General features: G+C 37.0%; 22 protein-coding genes. 16 read left to right on the top strand and 6 right to left on the bottom strand.

Features of this window, described 5'->3' with window-relative positions; genetic code table 11:
• Positions 1-32 precede the first annotated feature (32 nt).
• Entirely contained in the window at positions 33-209 is a 177-nt protein-coding gene (locus LRP81_RS19125; RefSeq protein ID WP_230504115.1) for a DUF3221 domain-containing protein, read from the top strand.
• Positions 210-263: 54 nt separating this feature from the next.
• Here LRP81_RS19125 and yunB read toward each other — a convergent pair whose 3' ends face one another.
• The 3 genes from yunB to LRP81_RS19110 form a co-directional block, all read right to left on the bottom strand.
• Positions 264-1,001 (bottom strand): sporulation protein YunB, encoded by a 738-nt coding sequence (yunB, locus tag LRP81_RS19120; protein ID WP_230504113.1) that lies wholly within the window; start codon positions 999-1,001, stop codon positions 264-266.
• 167 nt (positions 1,002-1,168) lie between these two features.
• Positions 1,169-2,026: a metallophosphoesterase gene (locus tag LRP81_RS19115; protein ID WP_230504111.1), complete on the bottom strand. Its 858-nt coding sequence runs from the start codon at positions 2,024-2,026 to the stop codon at positions 1,169-1,171.
• Between the two features lie 71 nt (positions 2,027-2,097).
• Positions 2,098-2,844, bottom strand: a complete 747-nt coding sequence (locus LRP81_RS19110; protein WP_230504109.1) for a VOC family protein — start codon at positions 2,842-2,844, stop codon at positions 2,098-2,100.
• A 187-nt stretch (positions 2,845-3,031) separates the two neighbouring features.
• On the opposite strand from LRP81_RS19110, the gene LRP81_RS19105 reads away from it, so the two are divergent.
• The 5 genes from LRP81_RS19105 to LRP81_RS19085 all read left to right on the top strand — a co-directional run bounded on the left by LRP81_RS19105 (position 3,032) and on the right by LRP81_RS19085 (position 8,977).
• Complete coding sequence (locus LRP81_RS19105) at positions 3,032-4,171, top strand: zinc-dependent alcohol dehydrogenase (protein WP_230504107.1); 1,140 nt, start codon at positions 3,032-3,034, stop codon at positions 4,169-4,171.
• A gap of 229 nt (positions 4,172-4,400) precedes the next feature.
• On the top strand, positions 4,401-5,804 hold the full coding sequence (locus tag LRP81_RS19100) for a sigma-54 interaction domain-containing protein (protein ID WP_230504105.1): 1,404 nt from the start codon (positions 4,401-4,403) through the stop codon (positions 5,802-5,804).
• Positions 5,805-6,024: 220 nt separating this feature from the next.
• On the top strand, positions 6,025-7,341 hold the full coding sequence (locus tag LRP81_RS19095) for an acyclic terpene utilization AtuA family protein (protein WP_230504103.1): 1,317 nt from the start codon (positions 6,025-6,027) through the stop codon (positions 7,339-7,341).
• Positions 7,334-7,663 (top strand): AtuA-related protein, encoded by a 330-nt coding sequence (locus LRP81_RS19090; protein ID WP_230504101.1) that lies wholly within the window; start codon positions 7,334-7,336, stop codon positions 7,661-7,663. The genes LRP81_RS19095 and LRP81_RS19090 overlap by 8 nt, the downstream gene beginning before the upstream one ends.
• 27 nt (positions 7,664-7,690) lie before the next feature.
• Positions 7,691-8,977 carry a CitMHS family transporter gene (locus tag LRP81_RS19085; protein ID WP_230504099.1) on the top strand — a complete coding sequence of 429 codons (1,287 nt, stop codon included), beginning with the start codon at positions 7,691-7,693 and terminating at the stop codon, positions 8,975-8,977.
• Between the two features lie 581 nt (positions 8,978-9,558).
• On the opposite strand, the gene LRP81_RS19080 is transcribed toward LRP81_RS19085, so the two are convergent.
• Complete coding sequence (locus LRP81_RS19080; protein ID WP_230504097.1) at positions 9,559-10,509, bottom strand: RNA polymerase sigma factor; 951 nt, start codon at positions 10,507-10,509, stop codon at positions 9,559-9,561.
• A gap of 210 nt (positions 10,510-10,719) precedes the next feature.
• Here LRP81_RS19080 and LRP81_RS19075 point away from each other — a divergent pair, with 210 nt between their 5' ends.
• The 7 genes from LRP81_RS19075 (at position 10,720) to LRP81_RS19040 (ending at position 17,428) form a co-directional block, all read left to right on the top strand.
• Positions 10,720-11,796 (top strand): serine hydrolase domain-containing protein, encoded by a 1,077-nt coding sequence (locus LRP81_RS19075; RefSeq protein WP_230504095.1) that lies wholly within the window; start codon positions 10,720-10,722, stop codon positions 11,794-11,796.
• A 17-nt stretch (positions 11,797-11,813) separates the two neighbouring features.
• Complete coding sequence (locus tag LRP81_RS19070) at positions 11,814-12,215, top strand: DUF1801 domain-containing protein (RefSeq protein WP_230504093.1); 402 nt, start codon at positions 11,814-11,816, stop codon at positions 12,213-12,215.
• A 67-nt stretch (positions 12,216-12,282) separates the two neighbouring features.
• Positions 12,283-13,347, top strand: coding sequence for a DmpA family aminopeptidase (locus LRP81_RS19065; RefSeq protein WP_230504091.1), 1,065 nt, complete (start codon positions 12,283-12,285; stop codon positions 13,345-13,347).
• 235 nt (positions 13,348-13,582) lie between these two features.
• A complete protein-coding gene (locus tag LRP81_RS19060; protein WP_230504089.1) occupies positions 13,583-14,251 on the top strand; it encodes a DNA alkylation repair protein in 669 nt (222 codons plus the stop codon).
• Between the two features lie 349 nt (positions 14,252-14,600).
• Positions 14,601-14,774, top strand: coding sequence for a DUF6440 family protein (locus tag LRP81_RS19055; RefSeq protein WP_230504088.1), 174 nt, complete (start codon positions 14,601-14,603; stop codon positions 14,772-14,774).
• Between the two features lie 786 nt (positions 14,775-15,560).
• Positions 15,561-16,694, top strand: coding sequence for a metallophosphoesterase (locus tag LRP81_RS19045; protein ID WP_230504086.1), 1,134 nt, complete (start codon positions 15,561-15,563; stop codon positions 16,692-16,694).
• A gap of 56 nt (positions 16,695-16,750) precedes the next feature.
• Entirely contained in the window at positions 16,751-17,428 is a 678-nt protein-coding gene (locus LRP81_RS19040; protein WP_230504085.1) for a 5'-methylthioadenosine/adenosylhomocysteine nucleosidase, read from the top strand.
• A 78-nt stretch (positions 17,429-17,506) separates the two neighbouring features.
• On the opposite strand, the gene LRP81_RS19035 is transcribed toward LRP81_RS19040, so the two are convergent.
• Positions 17,507-18,106, bottom strand: a complete 600-nt coding sequence (locus LRP81_RS19035; protein WP_230504084.1) for an NADPH-dependent FMN reductase — start codon at positions 18,104-18,106, stop codon at positions 17,507-17,509.
• A gap of 2 nt (positions 18,107-18,108) precedes the next feature.
• On the bottom strand, positions 18,109-18,513 hold the full coding sequence (locus LRP81_RS19030; RefSeq protein WP_230504083.1) for a DoxX family protein: 405 nt from the start codon (positions 18,511-18,513) through the stop codon (positions 18,109-18,111).
• Between the two features lie 154 nt (positions 18,514-18,667).
• Here LRP81_RS19030 and LRP81_RS19025 point away from each other — a divergent pair, with 154 nt between their 5' ends.
• The 3 genes from LRP81_RS19025 (at position 18,668) to LRP81_RS19015 (ending at position 20,088) form a co-directional block, all read left to right on the top strand.
• Positions 18,668-18,976, top strand: a complete 309-nt coding sequence (locus LRP81_RS19025; RefSeq protein ID WP_230504082.1) for a winged helix-turn-helix transcriptional regulator — start codon at positions 18,668-18,670, stop codon at positions 18,974-18,976.
• A gap of 243 nt (positions 18,977-19,219) precedes the next feature.
• On the top strand, positions 19,220-19,408 hold the full coding sequence (locus LRP81_RS19020) for a hypothetical protein (RefSeq protein ID WP_230504081.1): 189 nt from the start codon (positions 19,220-19,222) through the stop codon (positions 19,406-19,408).
• Positions 19,409-19,647: 239 nt separating this feature from the next.
• Positions 19,648-20,088 (top strand): hypothetical protein, encoded by a 441-nt coding sequence (locus LRP81_RS19015; protein WP_230504080.1) that lies wholly within the window; start codon positions 19,648-19,650, stop codon positions 20,086-20,088.
• Positions 20,089-20,233: the final 145 nt, after the last annotated feature.

Raw genomic sequence — 20,233 nt, 5'->3', positions numbered from 1 at the left:
TATCAGATTAGCCTGTAGGATTAGGAGATAGGTTGGTAGGTAATATGACTGGCCCGATTATTGTAAGTAAACATAAAGATGCAGAAGATGTGCACATGTTTAAGGGAATAAAAATAAATCAAAAAGTACGTATATATGGTGATAATTTCAGAGAATCATATCCAGCTCAAACTTCCGCTTATTATGTGGAATTAATAGATGAGGACTAGTTATTTGGGAAGGACTCCGTGTTGAAAATGTCGGAGTCCTTTTAATTGCTTTGTTTATTCATCGTCCTCTTCTTCCGGTGGCATGATGACAGGGGCAAATTGCCCATTGCCGCCACCTCCATGATAATATTGAGGTACTTTTCCTTGAATAAATAAATCGCCTATTTTCACGGTGTTGGCGACCTTTATTGGTTCGGATATAAAGGGAATGATGACATTAACCTGTAGGCTTACATCTACATACACTTCAAGATAGGTGTTATTAATGCCTAGTTCTCTGATCTTTGTTTCTATGTTCGTGACTACATCACCGATCATCTCTAATTTAACTGGAATATCCGGTCCTAAATTTGAAAAAAGAGTCGTTCGGGTTGCCATTCCCAGTGGAATAAAATACACGACTCCATCATTCTCAGATGCTGAATCGGTTGCACTGTTTGTGTACCCGTCGTCCAATGAATGCATGGAGTGTTGTACTTCTTTTGTCGTTTCTGCAATTATTTTATTGTAGACTTGTGGATTAAAACTATAATCCCCATTATTTGATTCATGTTTAACGATAAGCTCTCTAATGTCAATTTCTTCAACAACATTTGATGCTATGGCATCATTTATGGATTGAGAGGCAAATTGGGTGGCCTTAGTTTGCGCAACCGCCATAATGGCAGGTTCAATATTTTTATTGACTAATACAGAACTAATAACCGATAGAACTGTAAACAGGCCGAAAGAAACTAAAATTACCACCTTAAACGGTAGAGGTCCTCTTTTTCTGTATATTCTTCTTTTCATGTCATCCCTCCTCTGCATACGAAACTCAGAAGAACAAGCTTACTGAATTATATACGAGAGTGAGGATAAATATGATTAACCATTATGGGGACAAGTTTTGTTATAACAGGGAGGTCAGAAAATTGGGGCTCCCCCCACTATATTTTCTCAACTACAAAGCTAGTAAATTAATTTGAAGGTAATAAGGTAACTACAACAATTTCTGGGCGGTTAAAGATTCGCAGCGGAATAATGCTATTGCCAAGTCCACGGTTCACAATCATGGTCGTATGATCTACTGTATATTTTCCAGAAGTGTATGCAGGAAGTAATCCTTGATTTGGTGCTATTAATCCACCGAGAAAGGGAACTCTCACCTGGCCACCGTGTGCATGTCCAGAAAAAACTAAATCAAACTTGTACTTAACATAGGTAGAAAACAGTTCAGGTCTATGAGATAGTAAAACACGGTAAGATTCGTCTATATTCCCATCTGTTGCCTCTACAATTGCTTCTTCCACTATTGTTTGTTCTGAAGGACTATTGAATTGTGAGGGGTCATCTATTCCGAAAATATAAATACTTTCATTGTTCAGTATCACTTCATTCCGTGTGTTCCGCATTACCTCTACGCCAATACCTTTTAATTTTTCTTCTATTAAGACATATTCTCCTGACCACCATTCATGATTACCTGTTACATAATAAATTGGCGCAATGTCTATTAATTCTTCCATTAGTTTTATACTGATGTCTGCATCAAATTTTCTTGAGTCCACTAAATCCCCGGTAAACACAATCATATCTGGGTTTTCACTTTCTACTTTGCGTACCAATTTATTTTGGTCTCTTCCAAAAGCTTTACTGTGAAGGTCAGATAAATGGACTATTTTATAATCTCGAAAACTTTCTGGGATTTTCTCTGAAGTTACTAATTGATTTGTAACTACTATGGAATTGTTTTGAAAATATACGAAAAATAATAATGAAAGAACGATTGTAATGAAAACTATTAATTTTTTATGTGTTCCTATTTTCTTTCTCATACACCAATTTTGAGGAAAGCAAAATTATCTTTTCTGCTTATCTCTCTCTCCCTCTGTTTTTTATCAAACTCTCAACTTATTTGTTCTTTTATTTCTTCCAGTTTCTGAAAGGTTTCTTTGAGTGTCTCTTTTTCCGCTAGTTTAAGCTCTATTTCATATGCTTGCTGAACGGACTTTTCCGCTAGGCTTTTTTGATCTAGAAAGCTAAATACTTCTGCTTGTAACACTTTTGCTTTAAATAAAACCTCATTAGATGCATCTTGATGGAACTTCAGGAATGCCACTTCTAATGTGTTCCTTGCTGCTAAGAAATCCTCTTTGGAATAGGCGAATCTATATGCCTGGGCGTAAGCCTTTTCGAATTTGGATGTTAGTGCTTTTACCCTTGCTTCTTCTGCAGCCATTAACTCTGTAGAATCTCCGAGTGGTTCTCCAATGATAATGCAGTTTCCACTTGCATCGGTAATATTAACCCTCCAATCCTCTGCTGTCTTATTTAGTCTTGAAAATCTTGGAGTACCTTTTGTGGGGATTTTTCCATAGTAGCTTTTTAAATTAGCTTTTAATTCTTCATATACTTCTCTTACATTTGGAACCTGGACGTAGCACCCACCTTTGTTTCCTTCTTCTTCAAACTTTTTAACACCATAAAAGCCGAATTCTCCTATTCCTGCTCTTTCGACAGAAGCAAAACGGTAAGGTGCCTTCTGGTAATAAGTAATGGTAAAACCCATCGCTGTATAAAATTCAAGATGAGTATCGAATAACTGATAATCGCAATCGTAAAAGGGGGTTATTTTTGGTTGTTCCTTATTCACTAGACGTCATCCTCTCCTACTTGGTTCGAGTAAATCGTAACAAATCTAAAAAATAAATTCCTATTATTTTTTTGGAATCTAAAGCTATGGCTTGTACTTAACAAAAACTCAGATTTATTTAATCTAGTGTTTTTACTTTCATTTAACGGGAATAATTAGACTATCTTATTATAATGGAGGTTTTTTAATGAAAGCTGTAACGTTCCAGCATACGAAGGAAATGGAAGTAAAAGAAGTTCCGGATGCATCGCTACAGAAAAAGGACGACATTATTGTAAGGATTACTTCTACAGCCATTTGTGGTTCCGATCTACATATTTACCAGGGAGCATTGCCTACTGAAAAGGACTATGTAGTTGGGCATGAGCCGATGGGGATTGTGGAGGAGGTTGGACCAGAAGTAACAAAAGTTAAAAAGGGTGATAGAGTAGTCATTCCTTTTAATATTTCATGTGGAAGCTGTTTTTATTGTAAGAATGATTGGGAAAGTCAATGTGATCATTCGAATTCTAATCCTGATGTGGACTCAGGTGGATACTTTGGATTCACAGAACGATATGGAAACCATCCTGGTGGACAGGCAGAATTTCTACGTGTTCCATTTGGCAACTTCATGCCATTTGTTATCCCTGAATCAGTAGAACTAGAGGATGAGGCGCTGCTCTTTATGTCAGATGTTCTACCTACTGCATTATGGAGTGTAGAAAATGCGGGAGTAAAGAGTGATGATACTGTGGTGGTACTCGGATGCGGGCCAATTGGATTAATGGTACAAAAATTTGCTTGGATGAAGGGCGCTAAACGGGTTATTGCTGTTGATAATTTACCTTATAGACTGGAAAGAGCAAAAAAGATGAACAAAGTGGAAACGTTTAATTTTGATAAGTATAAGGATTTGGGTTCTCATTTAAGAGAGATTACAAACGGTGGAGCAGATGTTGTGATTGACTGTGTTGGAATGGACGGCAAAAAGTCAGCATTGGAGGAAATCGGACAAAAGCTTAAACTCCATGGTGGTTCTTTGGGAGCCTTTGAAATAGGAATGAATGCGATCCGAAAGTTTGGGACTTTTCAGCTGACAGGAGTTTACGGTTCCAAATACAATATGTTCCCGCTAGGAAATATATTTGAACGGAATATCAATCTAAAAATGGGACAAGCACCTGTCATACACTATATGCCAAAATTATATGACATGATCACGGCTGGTGAAATCGATCCAACAGAAATTGTTTCTCATCGAATGCCGCTGCACCAGGCAAATGAAGCGTATAAAATTTTCAATGATCATGAAGACGAATGTGTGAAGGTTGTATTAAAACCATAAATGATAATTAAATTGATGAAAAGCTGCAGTCAAAATTGGCTGCAGCTTTCTGTTTGTGTAGATGAACTAGAGGAATGAGGATATATCCAAGGGGAGGTAGTGTTTGACAAAATACTGAAGCTGAAAAGATATATGAATCCTACTTTATTTTTAGAAGGTTCGCTTTTTTACTAATTGACGTTTTCCTATTAGTAAGCGACAATTTCCCTATAACTGAAGGAGGGGGATCATGTCATATCAAGACTTGAATGGTCTATCACTTGAAGATCAGGTAGAGTGGTACAAAGCGGCGATTCATTCCATTTACGATGGCGTGTTAGTTATTGATTCAAATGAAATTGTTCGGCTGATTAATCTAGAGTACACACGGATTACGGGAGTAAAACCGGAAGAAATAATAGGTAAGCCATTGCGGGATGTCCGCCCGAAAGCACAGCTTCCCTCCACCTTGAAAGATGGTAAGGAGCGGATAGGTGTCTATCGTAAAGAGGGAAATGTGGAATATGTGGTGGATATGGCGCCAATTAAATTGCAAAATCAAATCATTGGAGCGGTATCCATTTGCAAAAGTTTAACAGAGGTACATACGCTGTCCAAGGAGCTGGAAAAAAATAAAGAAAGGCTGTCACGGCTTGAACAACAAATGGGCTCCATCTATCAGGCAAAATACACATTTGATCAAATTATTGGAACAAATGGAGGACTTAAAGAGGTTGCCTATTTAGGAAGGAAGGCAGCAGAGTCGCATTTACCTGTCCTGATAGTCGGTGAAAGTGGGACAGGGAAGGAGCTATTTGCCCAAGCTATCCATAATGCCAGTTCAAGAAGGGAGCACCCATTTGTCCCAGTTAACTGTGCAACGATTCCAGCCTCACTTATGGAGAGTGAATTGTTTGGTTATGCAGAAGGGACTTTTACAAGTGCAAAAAAGGGTGGAAAGTTAGGCTTATTCGAAGTAGCCAATCATGGCACCATCTTTTTAGATGAAATCGGTGAATTGCCATATGACCTTCAGGCAAAGTTATTGCGTGTCTTGTCAGAAAATACGATTCGAAGAGTAGGAGAGGCAAGAGAGAGACCGATTGATGTCCGGATTATCGCTGCAACAAACCGAGATTTACATCAGCTGATGGAAAAAAGGCTATTTCGTGAGGATCTGTTTTACAGACTGAACGTATTGAATCTAAAAATTCCGCCTCTAAAGGAGAGAAAGCAGGATATCGAAGAAATTGTTTACTTTATCCTAAATAAACATACCAATCATCTTCAGCAAGAGTCCGGCTACGTGCTGCACGAATCTACCATTGCGATTCTGGAAGCTTATGAATGGGTAGGAAATGTCCGGGAGTTAAAGAATACGATAGATTACGCAATATGCATGGCAAATGGGAAAGAGATTTATCCAGAGCATCTGCCTAGTAATTTTAGTAAATCTACGCCCGTTGAACAACAGGGAGCAGTAAGTACTTCCTTAAGAGAGGCTGTCGAGGCCACAGAGAAAATGGTGATCATGAAAAATTTGGCAAGACATGGGTCTGCGTTAGATGCCAAAAAAGAGACGGCAAGAACTTTAGGCATTTCTTTAGCGACACTGTATAACAAAATGAAGAAATATCAGATTGGTGAGTTCTAAATTATTGGAATAATCAATTTTTTATTCTAAAATTTTAGAAATGACAGATCGCCTATAAAAGCTATGAAGAGAAGCAACACAGTCATTTATCATTCTAAATTATTAGAAATGCAAATTTTAAAAACGCTTACAGAAAGCGTTTTTTCTTTTGGCACGATATTTGCATTTAAACAGTTAGGTATTGATCTCTCTAAGGTAACTGACAAATGAGGTGAAGGATATGTTGAAAATTGGAAGCGGGGCTGGTTTTTCTGGGGATCGCATCGAACCTGCTGTTGAGCTCGCAGAAAAGGTGGATTTAGACTATTTAGTATTTGAATGTTTGGCCGAAAGAACAATTGCAATTGCTCAAAAAGCGAAAAAGAAAGACCACGATAAAGGCTATGACCTCCTTCTCTCGGAACGGATAAAAGCATTATTGCCAGTGTTGGATAAGAAACGATTTTGTCTTATCACCAATATGGGTGCAGCAAATCCTGTTGCAGCAGCAAAGGAAATAATTAAGATTGCAAAAGAACTCGACATTCCTTGTAAAGTGGCTGTTGTAACTGGGGATGATGTCCTAACTGAGTTAAAAAGAAATCAAGAAATTCTGGAAACAAGAAAAAAAGTAAGTGACTATAAGGTGATATCTGCCAATGCCTATTTAGGAGTGGAAGCACTATTAAAAGCTCTTAAAACTAAGCCTGACATTATCATTACTGGGAGAGTCGCAGATCCCTCTCTTTTCCTAGCTCCGATGATTGATTATTATGATTGGTCGTTAAAGGATGTAGAGAAGCTTGGCCAAGGGACGGTTGTCGGGCACCTGTTAGAATGTGCAGGGCAAATAACTGGAGGGTATTTTGCGGATGTTGGCAAAAAGGAAGTTCCACAGTTAGAAAAATTAGGTTTTCCATATGCCATGATTAAAGAGAATGGAACTGCTGTCATTAATAAGACACCAAATACAGGTGGTGTTGTGAACCTGCACACTGTCAAAGAGCAACTGCTTTATGAAGTCCATGATCCCGCTAACTATTTGACCCCAGATGTAACGGCGGATTTTTCAAGTGTGACGCTGGAGCAAGTGGATGTCAATCAAGTGAAAGTGTCAGGTGGTACAGGGAGGAAAAAGCCAGACTGTTATAAAGTATCCGTTGGTTATGACGCAGGATATTTGAGTGAGGCTGCTATTTCTTATGCAGGTTCCACCGCAATAGAGCGTGCAAAAATGGCTGGGGATGTCGTCAAAAAACGATTAGAGTCCATTATCGATGATGTACGGATTGACCTAATGGGCCTCACCTCGGTACATCGAACACAGTTTGGTGATTATCAACCATATGAAGTAAGGCTTCGTGCGGCAGCACTTTGCCCTACAGAAGAAGTGGCAAAACGGTTAGGCAACGAAGTGGAAGCCCTTTATACAAACGGTCCATATGGTGGCGGTGGTGTAAGCAAAACGATAACGGAATGCGTTGGTGTCGTGTCCACTCTTCTAGAAAGAAGCATCGTGGATAAACAAGTAAACGTGGAGGTTTTTTCCAATGAGTAGAATCATCAAGTTATATGAAGTTGCTCATAGTAGAGCTGGAGACAAAGGAAACATCTCCAATTTATCTTTGATTCCTTTCGATGAAGCCGATTATGAGTGGATTGGTAGAGAAGTGACTGCTGAAAAAGTGAAAACGTTTCTTAAGGACATTATCGATGGCGAAGTAATCCGTTATGATGTGCCATCGATAAAATCCTATAACTTTGTCTGTACTAATAGCTTACTAGGAGGCGTAACCACTTCACTTGCGATAGATACACACGGAAAAAGCTTAAGCAGTGCTTTGCTAGAATTAGACATTCAACTTTGTTCAAAGGATTGAAAGCGCTTTATCAAAAGGAGGAATAGCATGTTAGCAGCATTAGGATTTTTGACTATTGCCGTGTTCTTATATTTAATATTAACGAAAAAAACATCTGTTATCGTTGCGTTAATTGTTGTCCCACTATTGTTTGCTTTAATAGGTGGATTTGGGAGCGAAATTGGGGGACTTATGCTAGAAGGGATTGTAAATGTAGCACCAACAGGTATCATGTTGGGATTTGCTATTCTATTTTTTGGTGTGATGAATAATGCCGGTTTATTCGATCCCATCATCTCACGTGTATTGAAAATGGTTAAAGGAGATCCGTTAAAAGTTGTTATAGGTACAGCTGTGATAGCCATACTTACCCATTTGGATGGATCTGGAGCATCAACCTTCTTAATTACAATACCTGCTCTCCTACCTTTATATGAAAAGCTAAAAATGAGTCGCCTAGTATTGGCGGGAGTAGTGGGGTTAGGAGCAGGGGTGATGAACATTTTGCCGTGGGGTGGTCCAACAGCAAGGGCAGGAAGTGCTTTAAATATTGACCCAGCTGAGATTTTTAATCCCATTATTCCAGCAATGATTGCCGGCATTATCTGGGTTTTATTTGTCGCATATATTTTAGGGAAACGAGAACGAAAGCGACTGGGTGTGACCGATTTCCAATATGATTTCGACCAAGAATTAACGGACGAAGAAAGAAGTATGAGAAGACCGAAGTTATTTTGGCTCAACCTCCTTATTACCATTGTAGCGCTTGTTACACTTGTACAGGTATGGCTGCCGTTGCCAATCGTATTTATGGTTGCCTTTGCGATCGCTTTATTGATCAACTATCCAAAAGCGGAAGACCAGCAGGAACAGGTGAAGAGCCAAGCAATTGGAATGGTGACGGTCGTCTCTATTATCTTTGCAGCAGGTATTTTTACAGGAATCCTGAGTGGAACTGGGATGATAGAAGCGATGGCACTTGCGATGGTGCAAGTGATTCCAGAAGGTGTCGGTGGTCATATGGCTCTCTTAATTGCGGTTATCAGTATGCCAATCAGTCTGCTTTTCACACCCGATGCATACTACTTTGGAGTATTACCAGTCTTAAGTCAATCCGCAGAGGTCTATGGAGTACTTCCGGTAGAAATGGCAAGAGCATCCGTTCTAGGTCAAATGACTACCGGATTTCCGCTCAGTCCTTTGACAGCATCGACCTTCCTGTTAATAGGATTAGCAAGGGTAGAGCTTGGGGATCACCAAAAATTCATGTTCAAATGGGCTTTTGGAACAACCATTGTGATGACGATTGTTGCATTTTTGATGGGAATTATATAAGGCACTTTTCTTGCTAGAACCTTTAATAAAATGGCAGTATAAGAGCACGACAGTAACGATTTTTTACGGATAACTGATAAGGTTCTTAGCAAAAACACCCTTGAATAAAAAGCACCCAAAAATGTTGTCAGTCCTACATTTTTGGGTTTTCTTTTATTTTAATGAATAGCAGCGTGTAGCTTTTAAGTAATCACTGAGTAAAGGGGAAGTCGTGTGTGTCGATTTTTGTTTATATTTGTCTAGCCGTCGATAAATGCTTGCTTTTCGTCGATATCTACACCGCTTTCGTCGATAAATTGAAATAGTCGCCGATAACTCCTCCAGTTTCGTTGATAAAAGTCTACTCCATCAAATTTCCTTCCTCGAAACCGCCCTAAAGCTCATTTTGCCATTCATATTTCTCTAAGTCGGAGCGGTTTCCAACAAATACCCATTGTTTCAACAGGGATTTCAACGATATTTATGAAACATTTGAAGCAAGCGATTTTTCTAGCTTCAGCGCCTCGCCCTTGAGGTCAAAAAGGTGAAACCCAACCTTATGCTTGTCGGGGCTGGTCAAGGCGCTTCCCTGTCCTTAAAGTTTACTGCAGGACTTTATATTCTTTTTCCGTTTGTAGGGGAACCCCGAACTGCGCTGCTGCATTAGCTAAAAAGTCCTCACAGAAATAGTAGTGCCTAAAAGATACAATGCTGTCTCCTTCCACTTCAAGCGTAATAATATCATGAAGCTCGGTTTGATTCCTTTTGTGTAAAAAGATAGCAACAACCTCATGCCCCCACAATAATCGAGCCTCTGCCGTTTGGTCAGCAATGGTCGGATCGAGAAAATCATCTTTGATGGAATTATCTCGTATCACTTGTCTGCCATATTCTTGCCCGACATGAATAATATCATGGTACGCATTTTCGTTAAGCAAGGTAGCTAATGCTTCTGGATCACGTTGATTAAAAGCATTAGCAAACGCTTGAATAATAGAAGAACTCATTTTCACCTTCCTTTGTCCTATCATTTCTTTGTTCTCATCCTTTTTGTAATGATGTAGTTTTTGCCTTCCACGCTGCAAAGCGGATTTTACTGCCCCTTCGGTTGAAGGTAGCAGGTTCGCCACTTCTTTTGCGGTAAACTTAAATACGTCGATAAGGATAACAATCACAGCTTGCTTGGGGGGTAAATAATTGGTCAACGTGTCCATTGCTTCATATACAAAGAAGTCATCAGGTACATCATAGTTTTGGCTGTGCTCTTCCTCCTCGTAGGAGTCTATTTCTATATTTCTTTTACGTTGTTGGTTAAGCCAGGTGTTGGTGGCAATGCGGAACAAATAGGCTTTCGGATACAAAGGTTGCCAGTACTGACCAAGCGAAGCAAAAGCCCTCATCAAAGTTTCTTGCACGAGGTCCTCGGCATCCCAAGGAGTACCGGTTAAGCGAAGGCAATATTGCCAAAGCTTTGTTCGGTGAGGTTGAATAGTTGTAAGGAATTTCTTTTTTAACGGCCATGACTCTTTTTCAAGCTCTTCTAAGTTTTCCATATAACATAAGCCTCCTATCAGAAATATGCTTTCATTAATATAGACACTAAACGAGGGCAAAAAGAATCGGAGAAGTAAAAAAACGAGGAAGGATTATTTCATTTTCAAAAGAATACTTACATATTACTTAAAAAGGAGGAAGATTGCTATAGAAGGTAGACCTACCTTAAGGCTTTAAATGATAAACGTTAAAGGTAAATAGAAAAGAGGGTGAAAATAGCTGTGGAAGCAAATCAGAAGGAGAAAATAATCACTGACATGGAAAGTTCATTTAGGAAACAAGTGAAAAAAGATAAACTGACCAGTGCTGCTCTGCTTGTATATTCAGAAAAACAAGAAATTCATTTGAACATAGCAGAAGGAGCCATGCATCCTGATCAGCCAGCTTATATGGCGAGTGTTGGGAAAATCTTTACCTCGGTATTAATTAGTATCTTTTATGAAAAAGGTTTACTAACATTCGAGGATCAGCTAACCAACTATCTTGATCACGATTTCGTAAAAGGCCTACACATATATAAAGGTAAGAATTATACAAATGAAATAAAAATAAGGCATCTATTGAATCAAACTTCAGGATTGTATGATAATTTCCGTCCCCTTTTAAAGCATCTTCTAAACAATCCAAACTTTAACATGAGTCCACAGGAGGCAATTACTTGGGCAAAAAACCATCAAAAACCACATTTTCCTCCAGGTAAAGGCTTTAAGTATACCGATACAAACTACCATCTGTTAGGATTAATCATTGAAAAAATTTCAGGATTACCTTTTCATGAAGCCATCACACAATATATCTACCTACCTCTCAACATGATGAATTCTTCTGTATTACACTACTCTACACCTCTTGATCCAGACACCCAACCTATTGCAGATTTTTATATAAATGAGAAAAACCTTACCAATCACAAAGGATATGCAGGGCTTGACTATGCAGGAGGAGGAGTGGTATCAACAAGAGAAGATATGCTTACATTTATGAAAGCATTAGTAACGAATAAATTAATAACAAGAGAAACACTGGACAAAATGAAAGCGGATAAGGCGAAGTATGAACTAGGAATTGATTATGGCTATGGCATTATGCAGTTTAAAACAGTACCTGTACTTATGCCCGAGATTTTTAATGTTTGGGGACATGCCGGTGCCACAGGCGCTTATATGTTCTACCACCCTAAATTGGATTCCTATTATATTGGCACATTCAATGACTTTTCATATGAAAGGAAAGGCGTTAGATTTATGTTATTAAAGCTAATCGGGCAGCAAGCTAAAATAAAATAGTGGAGGATGTGGTATAAATGGAGAAGAAGTCTGGTTCCGAGCAAGTGGAGGCATTTTTAGAAAATTTAACACATCCTCATAAGGAAGAAATAGAAGAAGTAAGAAGAATTATTTTGAGCACAGATCAAAAAATTACGGAACACATCAAATGGAATGCCCCTAGTTTTTGCTATCATAATGAAGACAGGATAACATTTAATTTAAATGGAAAAGGATATTTTAGACTGATTTTTCATCTAGGTGCTAAAGTAAAAGACTCTAAAGAAAATGAACCATTAATCGTTGATTCTACCGGTTTACTAGAATGGGTTTCATCTAATCGAGCGATTGTGAAATTCACCTGTAAAAGCGATGTGAAGGAAAAAAAAGCAAAGCTAAGAGAGGTCATTACAAAATGGCTGGAGGCTACTAATTCCTAGTTCCGCCTGCTTGCTAAGTTTTTATGAACACCGCCTACATCAGAAGATTGTAATGAGGAGAGTAATGATGCTAAATACTAAAAGGATTCGCGACTACGGAGTAAATATAGGTCAAATGGAACCGGGAAAGCTAAATAGGATAACAGATGTCGCAGCAGTGACGGTGGGCCACGTGACGCTTAGCGATGGTGATATGCAAACAGGGGTTACTGCTATTTTGCCACATCAAGGAAATACCTTTAAAGAGAAGCTAATAGCATCCAGTCACATCATTAATGGATTCGGAAAAACGATAGGGACGATTCAATTGGAAGAAATGGGCACTTTGGAAACACCGATTCTTTTAACGAATACATTAAATGTTGGAACTGCGGCAGATGCATTAATAGAGTATATGTTAGAGGATAATCTGGAAATAGGTCGCACAACTGGTACGGTTAACCCCATTATTGGAGAATGTAATGACATGGTTTTGAATGATATTAGAGCTAAGTTTGTGAAGACAGAGCACGTACTTCAAGCTATAGCAAATACTGCGGCAGAATTTGAAGAAGGAGCAGTTGGAGCTGGGAGGGGGATGGTTTGCTACTCCTTAAAAGGGGGAATTGGCTCAGCATCTCGAATCATGAAAATGAATCATGGGGAATACACGATGGGAGTATTAGTACTAACAAATTTTGGAGCATTGAGCGATTTACGTATTAACGGGAAAGAAATTGGCAAGGAGCTGCAGGCTGCCACTAACGAAAATAATACCGAACAAGATAAAGGATCTATCATCGTTGTTGTTGCAACAGATCTGCCCGTTTCTGAAAGACAACTAAATCGTATTATTAAACGATCTATCACAGGACTATCAAGAACAGGTTCCATTATTACAAACGGCAGTGGTGAAGTTGTCATCGGGTTCTCTACAGCCACTAAAATACCCCATGAAAAACCGACACACTGTTTATCCATGTCTATCATTCACGAAGAGGATATAGATATAGCTTTTAGAGCTGTTGGGGAAGCAACGGAAGAAGCTATTTTGAACTCATTAATCACTGCAGACAGTGTTACTGGGCGCGACGGGAATAAAAGAGCGGCATTAAAGGATTTAATAGTAGAACATAATATATCAGTAAGCTAAGGGGTATTCATGAAGGTTGACAGAAAAGTGTTCACTATTTAAATGCCTTTTTGGCAAACTGGTCAGATAGTGGAGGATGTAGTTTAACACTAGTTTTGGGGAACCATACCAAAAGTGACTGTTAAATGAATCATTATTTTTACATATAATAGTATAGTTGTGTGCAATAAGACTTATGATGAAATTTAGTTATTATACCCTGCCAAAACATTGCTTTAAAAAGGAGATATGTGAAATGAATAAAAATAATAGCACAGAAACAAAACTCTCATCAAAAGCAGAAAGCATTCTATCTCAATTCAATAGTAAAACTAAGCTAGGCGACTTACGAAAAATCGCGAAAGAAATAAAAAAAGATCACGAACTAGCCTTGGAACTTTGGTCAAACGGAGAGTTTTCCCCCAGACTATTGGCAATATTAATTATGGATAAAAAACTTCTTTCACAAGATGTACTAAATAAGCTTGATAAGGATATGCAAACACACACATTTGATGAACGAAATAACTTAATGGATTGGTTAATGGCTAATCAGCTCACCAAAGATAAGAAAAATATTGCATTGATGGAGTCATGGGAGAATAGTTCTTCTGCTCTTCAAAGGCGAGCTTTCTGGTATTTCCAAGCACGATTAAGATGGACTGGACAAACATCGCCTGATAACACCGCAGAATTACTATCTGCAATTGAAGCTAATATTGCACAGGAAGAACCGGAAGTTCAATGGGCTATGAATTTCACCGCAGGGTGGATAGGTGTTTATAATGAAAACTATCGAGAGCGTTGTATGAAAATCGGTGAAAAAACCGGTCTTTACAAAGGTGAAATGGTGTCAAAAGGGTGTACTCCCAATTATTTGCCGGAGTTCATTACAATTGAAGTTAACAAACGAATTAATAAATAATTCCAACTGAAAAATTCATGAAAATAAAGGAATATAAAGCCTCAATATGGACAGGCTCTGAAAGTAAGTTTACAGAGTTTTTTTGCTTGGATTGAAATTTAGAAAATGCTATGAGTCGTTATTCACTCTTCTTTCCGTAAAAGGTAGGGGAAATTTATAAACTATTCCAGATTAAGAAATATTTATTACTTAAAGTCATGTGAGTGTTAATCCGAGTAGGGGTTAACACTATTTTTTGTAGTAATGAGATAAGTTACTTGAAGAGACTGATGAAACTTATTAGTTACGTGTATCGTATTTAATTATATGTATACAAATTTATGTATTGGAAAAAGAGGAGAGTATCTTGATGAAAAATAATCGTTTTGAAGAAGTTTATAAGCAAGGAAAATTAACCGTGAGTAAAATAATTCGCGATAATGAAACAGGTGTATTGTACCTTGTTCATCAAGAAGGTTATGGAATGGGGCTAACTGTAATGGTTGATGCAGAAGGAAAGCCGATAATCGATAAAAATTTTTAACTATTGTGCATGAAAAAGAAGTTTGAACAACATTTTTTCTAGAAAATCCTGTATAGATCCGTTTTATATTATAAGTGAAGAAGGGAAAGAGAGGAGGTAACTTCACCTCTTAATTAACAAGTTTACGAGCTTGCTAGCTGCATTTAGATTTGAGATTGATTGTAGAGCAATGGACCTTCTTCATAAAAACTGTACAGAATAGTTGATTACCCCGAATTAAAGAGTGATTCTTTGAGTTTAGCTTCCTACATTGGTTGTAATAGAGAAATACCATTAAATGAAGAAGAATAATATACAGAAGATTTTTTATTGGCAGTTGTTTTGCCGAAGAAGAAAATCTGCAAAATATACAGAAATATCAATTTAGTACACAATATGTTTATGAAGTATCTAGTCACTGGGGAATTACCATTTCAGAATATTCGACTCCGAAAATCTGTGCTGAATCTAAAAAGAAGCTATTAGAATTATATGAGGTTATGAACCGCTATCTTGATAAAAGGGACTATATAGTTGTTGGGTGGGAGAAGAAGCAGAAAGTCGAGAGGGTGGTTTTACCCTTCACATCAATAACTTTGAAATTGACAGGATAGAAATTACTTGAAAAAACGTTAGTGAGATTTGAAAAATGAAAACTTTAAGGGGCACAATTCAACAAACATTGACCCTTTTTAAAAGGTGCATCCCATTTCTTCTCATGTAAGATGTTCTTTCAAGTTATTCTCAGTAAAGTATCGATTGGCCAATAGTCAATTTCTATTTACGTTAAAAAAGGAGCATTCCAAAGTGAAAAAAATAAAAGCATTATCATTTTCGAATAAAGGAAGGGTTATAGTTATCTCAGACATTCACGGTGAATTAAAACTTTTGAAAAGGTTATTAGAAAAAGTTAATTATGATACGGAGGATTACTTAATTATTAATGGTGATCTATGTGAAAAAGGCAGCAATAGCAAAGGTGTTGTGAGCTACTTGATGGAACTTTCAGCTAATAATCCAAAAGTTCATGTTACAGAAGGGAATTGTGAGGCTTTAATTGAAGAATTATTAAATGAAAATCCTAAGTTAATAAACTATTTATGCGCTAGAAAAAATTCTCTATTAAATGAATGGCTGGAGCTCTTGGGATTCCATGTAAACGAGAAGACAAATATCCAAGAGGTAAAGGAATTATTAATAAATAATTTTCCGGAAGAAATTAAGTGGCTTTCAGAATTACCAACTGCTATTGAAACAGATGACTACATATTTGTTCATGCAGGGTTAGAGAATATAGAAAATTGGAAAGAAACCGATCGAAAAACTGCTATTACACTGCCTTCATTTTTAGACAAGTCACATTGTGCAAACAAATACGTAATAGTCGGGCATTGGCCACTTATCAATTATTCATCGAATATACCAGCAAATAATCCAATTATTGATAAAGCAAAAAAAATAATTGCTATCGATGGTGGTAACGCCGTTAAAGCAACGGGACAATTAAATGCATTTATCATTAATAGAGCCTCATCTTCTCCAGACGTGTTTTCGTATACATATGTTGATAATTTCCCGAATTTTAAAGTATTAAAAGATTTTAGTGCAGAACCCAAAATGCAAGGTTCTATTACCTATCCACTCTATAATATTGCTCCAGTTGAAAAGAATGATCATTTCACTTTATGTAAACTGTTAAAATCCAATCAATCATTATACGTTAAAAATGAATATATCCTACAAAATGAAACGGGGCATTTTACTGCTAAGACTGATGTTTCTTGTGCACAAATTACCGTAAGAAAAGGTGATATTGTTTCCCTTATTGACGATACCTGCAAGGGGTATGACTTGATAAAAAAAGATGGTTTAGAAGGCTGGATAGTGAAAGACATCATTCTTGAATTAAGTGAAAAAGAGGGAAAAATTAACGTAATCTAACAAATGTTTAACTAAAGTGGGGCTGAGTTATGTAATTAAGGAGCATAGACATTAATATGAAAAAGATAGGGATTATAGGAGCAATGCAGATTGAAATCGACTTGGTGTTAGAAAAAATGGTAGTATTTGAAGAGAGTAGAATTGCAGGTTTTCCATTCTACACTGGGCTACTTAATGAAAAAGAGATTGTGTTAACTCTTTGTGGGGTTGGAAAAGTAAATTCAGCAGCCTGTACACAAATCTTAATAGATAAATTTAATATTAACTACATCATTAATACAGGTATTGCAGGAAGTTTAAACGAAGAAGTTGGCATTAGTGACATTGTAATATCAACAGATGTTACTCATCATGATGTGAGAAAAGCTCAAATGAAAAACCTTTTTCCTTTTCAAGAGACTTTTATTGCGAGTGAAGAACTGAGAAATTTAGCTATAAAAGTGTGTGAATTTAAAAACCTAAAATATCATACTGGTAGAATTGTTAGTGGTGAGTGTTTTGTAGAAGATAATATGATAAAAGGTAATTTGGTTAAAGATTACTCTCCAGCATGTGTAGAAATGGAGGGTTCTTCAGTGGGGCATGTATCTTTTATTAATGACATACCATTTCTAATACTAAGGTGTATATCCGATAATGCAGATGAGAATGCGTCAGAAGCTTATACAGACTTTGAAGAATTTGCTGGAAATCAATCAGCTTCAGTAGTATTTGAAATGATAAAAATAATATAATTTCCTCAAACTATCCATTCAAAAGCATACATAAAAAACCGGGCAGAGATTAGCCCGGTTTCTTCGCTGTTCTGTATATTAACGCACAGATTTAAGTGCTCCACTCCATGCAACTACCTCGTTAAGCATTTCCGTTACATTTTGAAGATGCAATTCTTGTGGCTTGAATTCACTGAAGTTTTCAAAATCCGTAAATAAAGAAAGTGTAGGGTGTGTACGAACATCAGCAATTTTAAGCTCTCCACAAATTCCGCGCAAATGTTCAGCAGCACGTGCACCACCAGTTGAACCATAACTTACGATTCCAGCTGCTTTGTTATGCCATGCTTCACGGGCAAAATCGAGTGCATTTTTCAATGCTCCACTAATACTGTGGTTGTACTCTTGAACAATAAAAACAAATCCATCTAATTCTGTGAGCTTTTCATTCCAAGCAGCGATTCCTGGTTCTGTACCATCTGTCGTTCCTAGGAAAGGAAGATTAAAATCAGCAATATCAACAATTTCATAATTCGCATTTCCATGGCTATTCGCAATTCCTTTTACCCACTCACCAACTTGTGGGCTAACACGTCCTTGTCTTGTGCTTCCTAAAATAATTCCAATGTTTAATTTTTCAGCTGTCATGGTTTGTTCCTCCTCTAATTTCATTCCAAATAATTTTTTGAAAAACGACATCTTTACACCCCTAATGACCCTTTTTCTTTACCAAAAAATACGTTGTCCAAAGCTAGAAAAGTTCGATTAATAGCAGCAAGATAGATGGAAATTACCATTAACGCTAAGTCCAGTTCATACCCATCTAAAAAGCCAACAGAGAACTTTACCTTAACGATTGCAACAGCCATAATAAGGACAAACAAAATGGCTGCTATTCTTGTTCCCAAGCCTAAAATCATTGCAAGTCCACCAATTAATTCAATCAGTGCAATTACATATGCTGTCCAACCTGGCAAGCCTAAACTTTCAAAAAATCCTGCCGTGTTCTCAATACCACTTTGAAACTTTGCTAGTCCGTGTATGAAGAAGGTAATACCTAAAAACACCCTCATCACCGTCGTAGCGATTTCTCCTTTATTAGGCATTCATTAGCAACTCCTTGGATGACGAATTTGTTAGTTAGTTACTTTATGTAAGTAAGTATATTTTTAAAACTTAGTAATGTCAAGTAAGTTTTTAGTAGAAAATAATTTAATTATCATTGAAAATGATTATAATAGAGATAAGGAGTTGATTAACATGGATCAGACAAGGTGTCCTAGATTCGAAAAAGCAATGGGATTACTAAGCCAGAGATGGACAGGATTGATTCTTTATCAGCTTTTATCTGGACCGCAACGATTTTGCACGATTGAAACTTCCATTGGTGTAAGCGGAAGAGTTCTATCGGAGAGATTAAAGGATTTGGAGAATGAAGGGATTGTAAAACGAACAGTCTACCCTGAAACTCCAGTTCGAATTGAATATTCACTAACCGATAAAGGCGCAGCACTACAACCCTTAATGATAGAGATAGAAAAATGGTCACACAATTGGTTAGAAGCATAAAGCGACAGTTTGCTAATTCACTTTGAATAAAGGTATTTCTGAGCACCGATAAAAATGGTGCTTTTTTTGTAGAAATTTTGCCGTGAATTCAGTTGAAATTGAGCATTCAATTTATGTATTTTAATAAGTAGAGGTCATGTTTAACAGATAGAAATTTAGTTTTATCGATATATCACCTTGATGTTTGCTAATTTTTTGGCAACTAGGATTTTTTCATATAATTTGGAAGGGAGAGGGCTTTAGATGATGTTTTGGTTAGGAATAATTAGTATTCTAATATTAATAGCTGGTTTGGTGGCGACCATACAAGTAGCAGGCAAAGGTGATCGTCACTATCAGAAGGCTACAAAGGGAAATGTTATCCGTCTTTCATCTATATATATTGTGTTATTAGTAATTATAGTTGTGGGCTTCATCATTTATTTAAACTAATTAATATTTCTATGAGAAAAAGCAGTTCAGCCAATTAACTAACGGGTTCTCCTTTGTGAGAAAAAAGTAAATAATAAAAATTGAAAAGACAGTCCGATTAGCAATTTATTGGTCTGTCTTTTTTCGTCGTATTAATTATTTCCCACAGGAACCTACTACAATCAAACATGAACATCCATGGATTCGTTTGGGAAATGTTGTATAATTTATTAAAGAATTAGATAATAGGGGTTGGTTTTTTGTCTAATAAAATGAATATCTGCCTTGTCATCTTCCTCATTATCTCAATATTTCTAGTAGGGTGTGTAAATAAAGTTCCGAATAAGTTTGATCTAAAACAACTTACTAGGGTAGATATTGAAGTGGTTAAGGCAGATGGAAGCTATGAAGAATCTGTAATGATTACTGATGAAGAAACTGGGGATGCAATAAGAAAAGTAATAAAACAAATTAAGTGGGAACCAAATGTAGAACCTAAAATGGCTAGAAAAGAAGATGTAAAGGTAACTCTATTTTTCAATTTTGATAAGAATATACCTGAACGATTATTTGAATATCAGATTTGGTTCAATCAAAATAATGATACATCAACAATTATTAGTAACAATGAAAAAGAAGGGTATGGAACTTTAGATAAAGTAAATGCAAAGATATTAGAAAATATTTTACTTAATAAATAAAAGAGCAGGAAATCCCTGCTCTATTCAGTGTATAGACAAAGGTACATTTTTATTTAAATCCATGCAATTCTCTTGTTGATCGTAGTGGAAGACGCGCAGACTCCTCGAAAATGCTGACACATTTTCTTCGTGCGATGAATGGCTG

This window comes from Sutcliffiella rhizosphaerae (genome assembly GCF_917563925.1).
GTDB classification, from domain to species: domain Bacteria; phylum Bacillota; class Bacilli; order Bacillales; family Bacillaceae_I; genus Sutcliffiella_A; species Sutcliffiella_A rhizosphaerae.
This window is presented reverse-complemented; position numbering and strand designations above follow the sequence as displayed.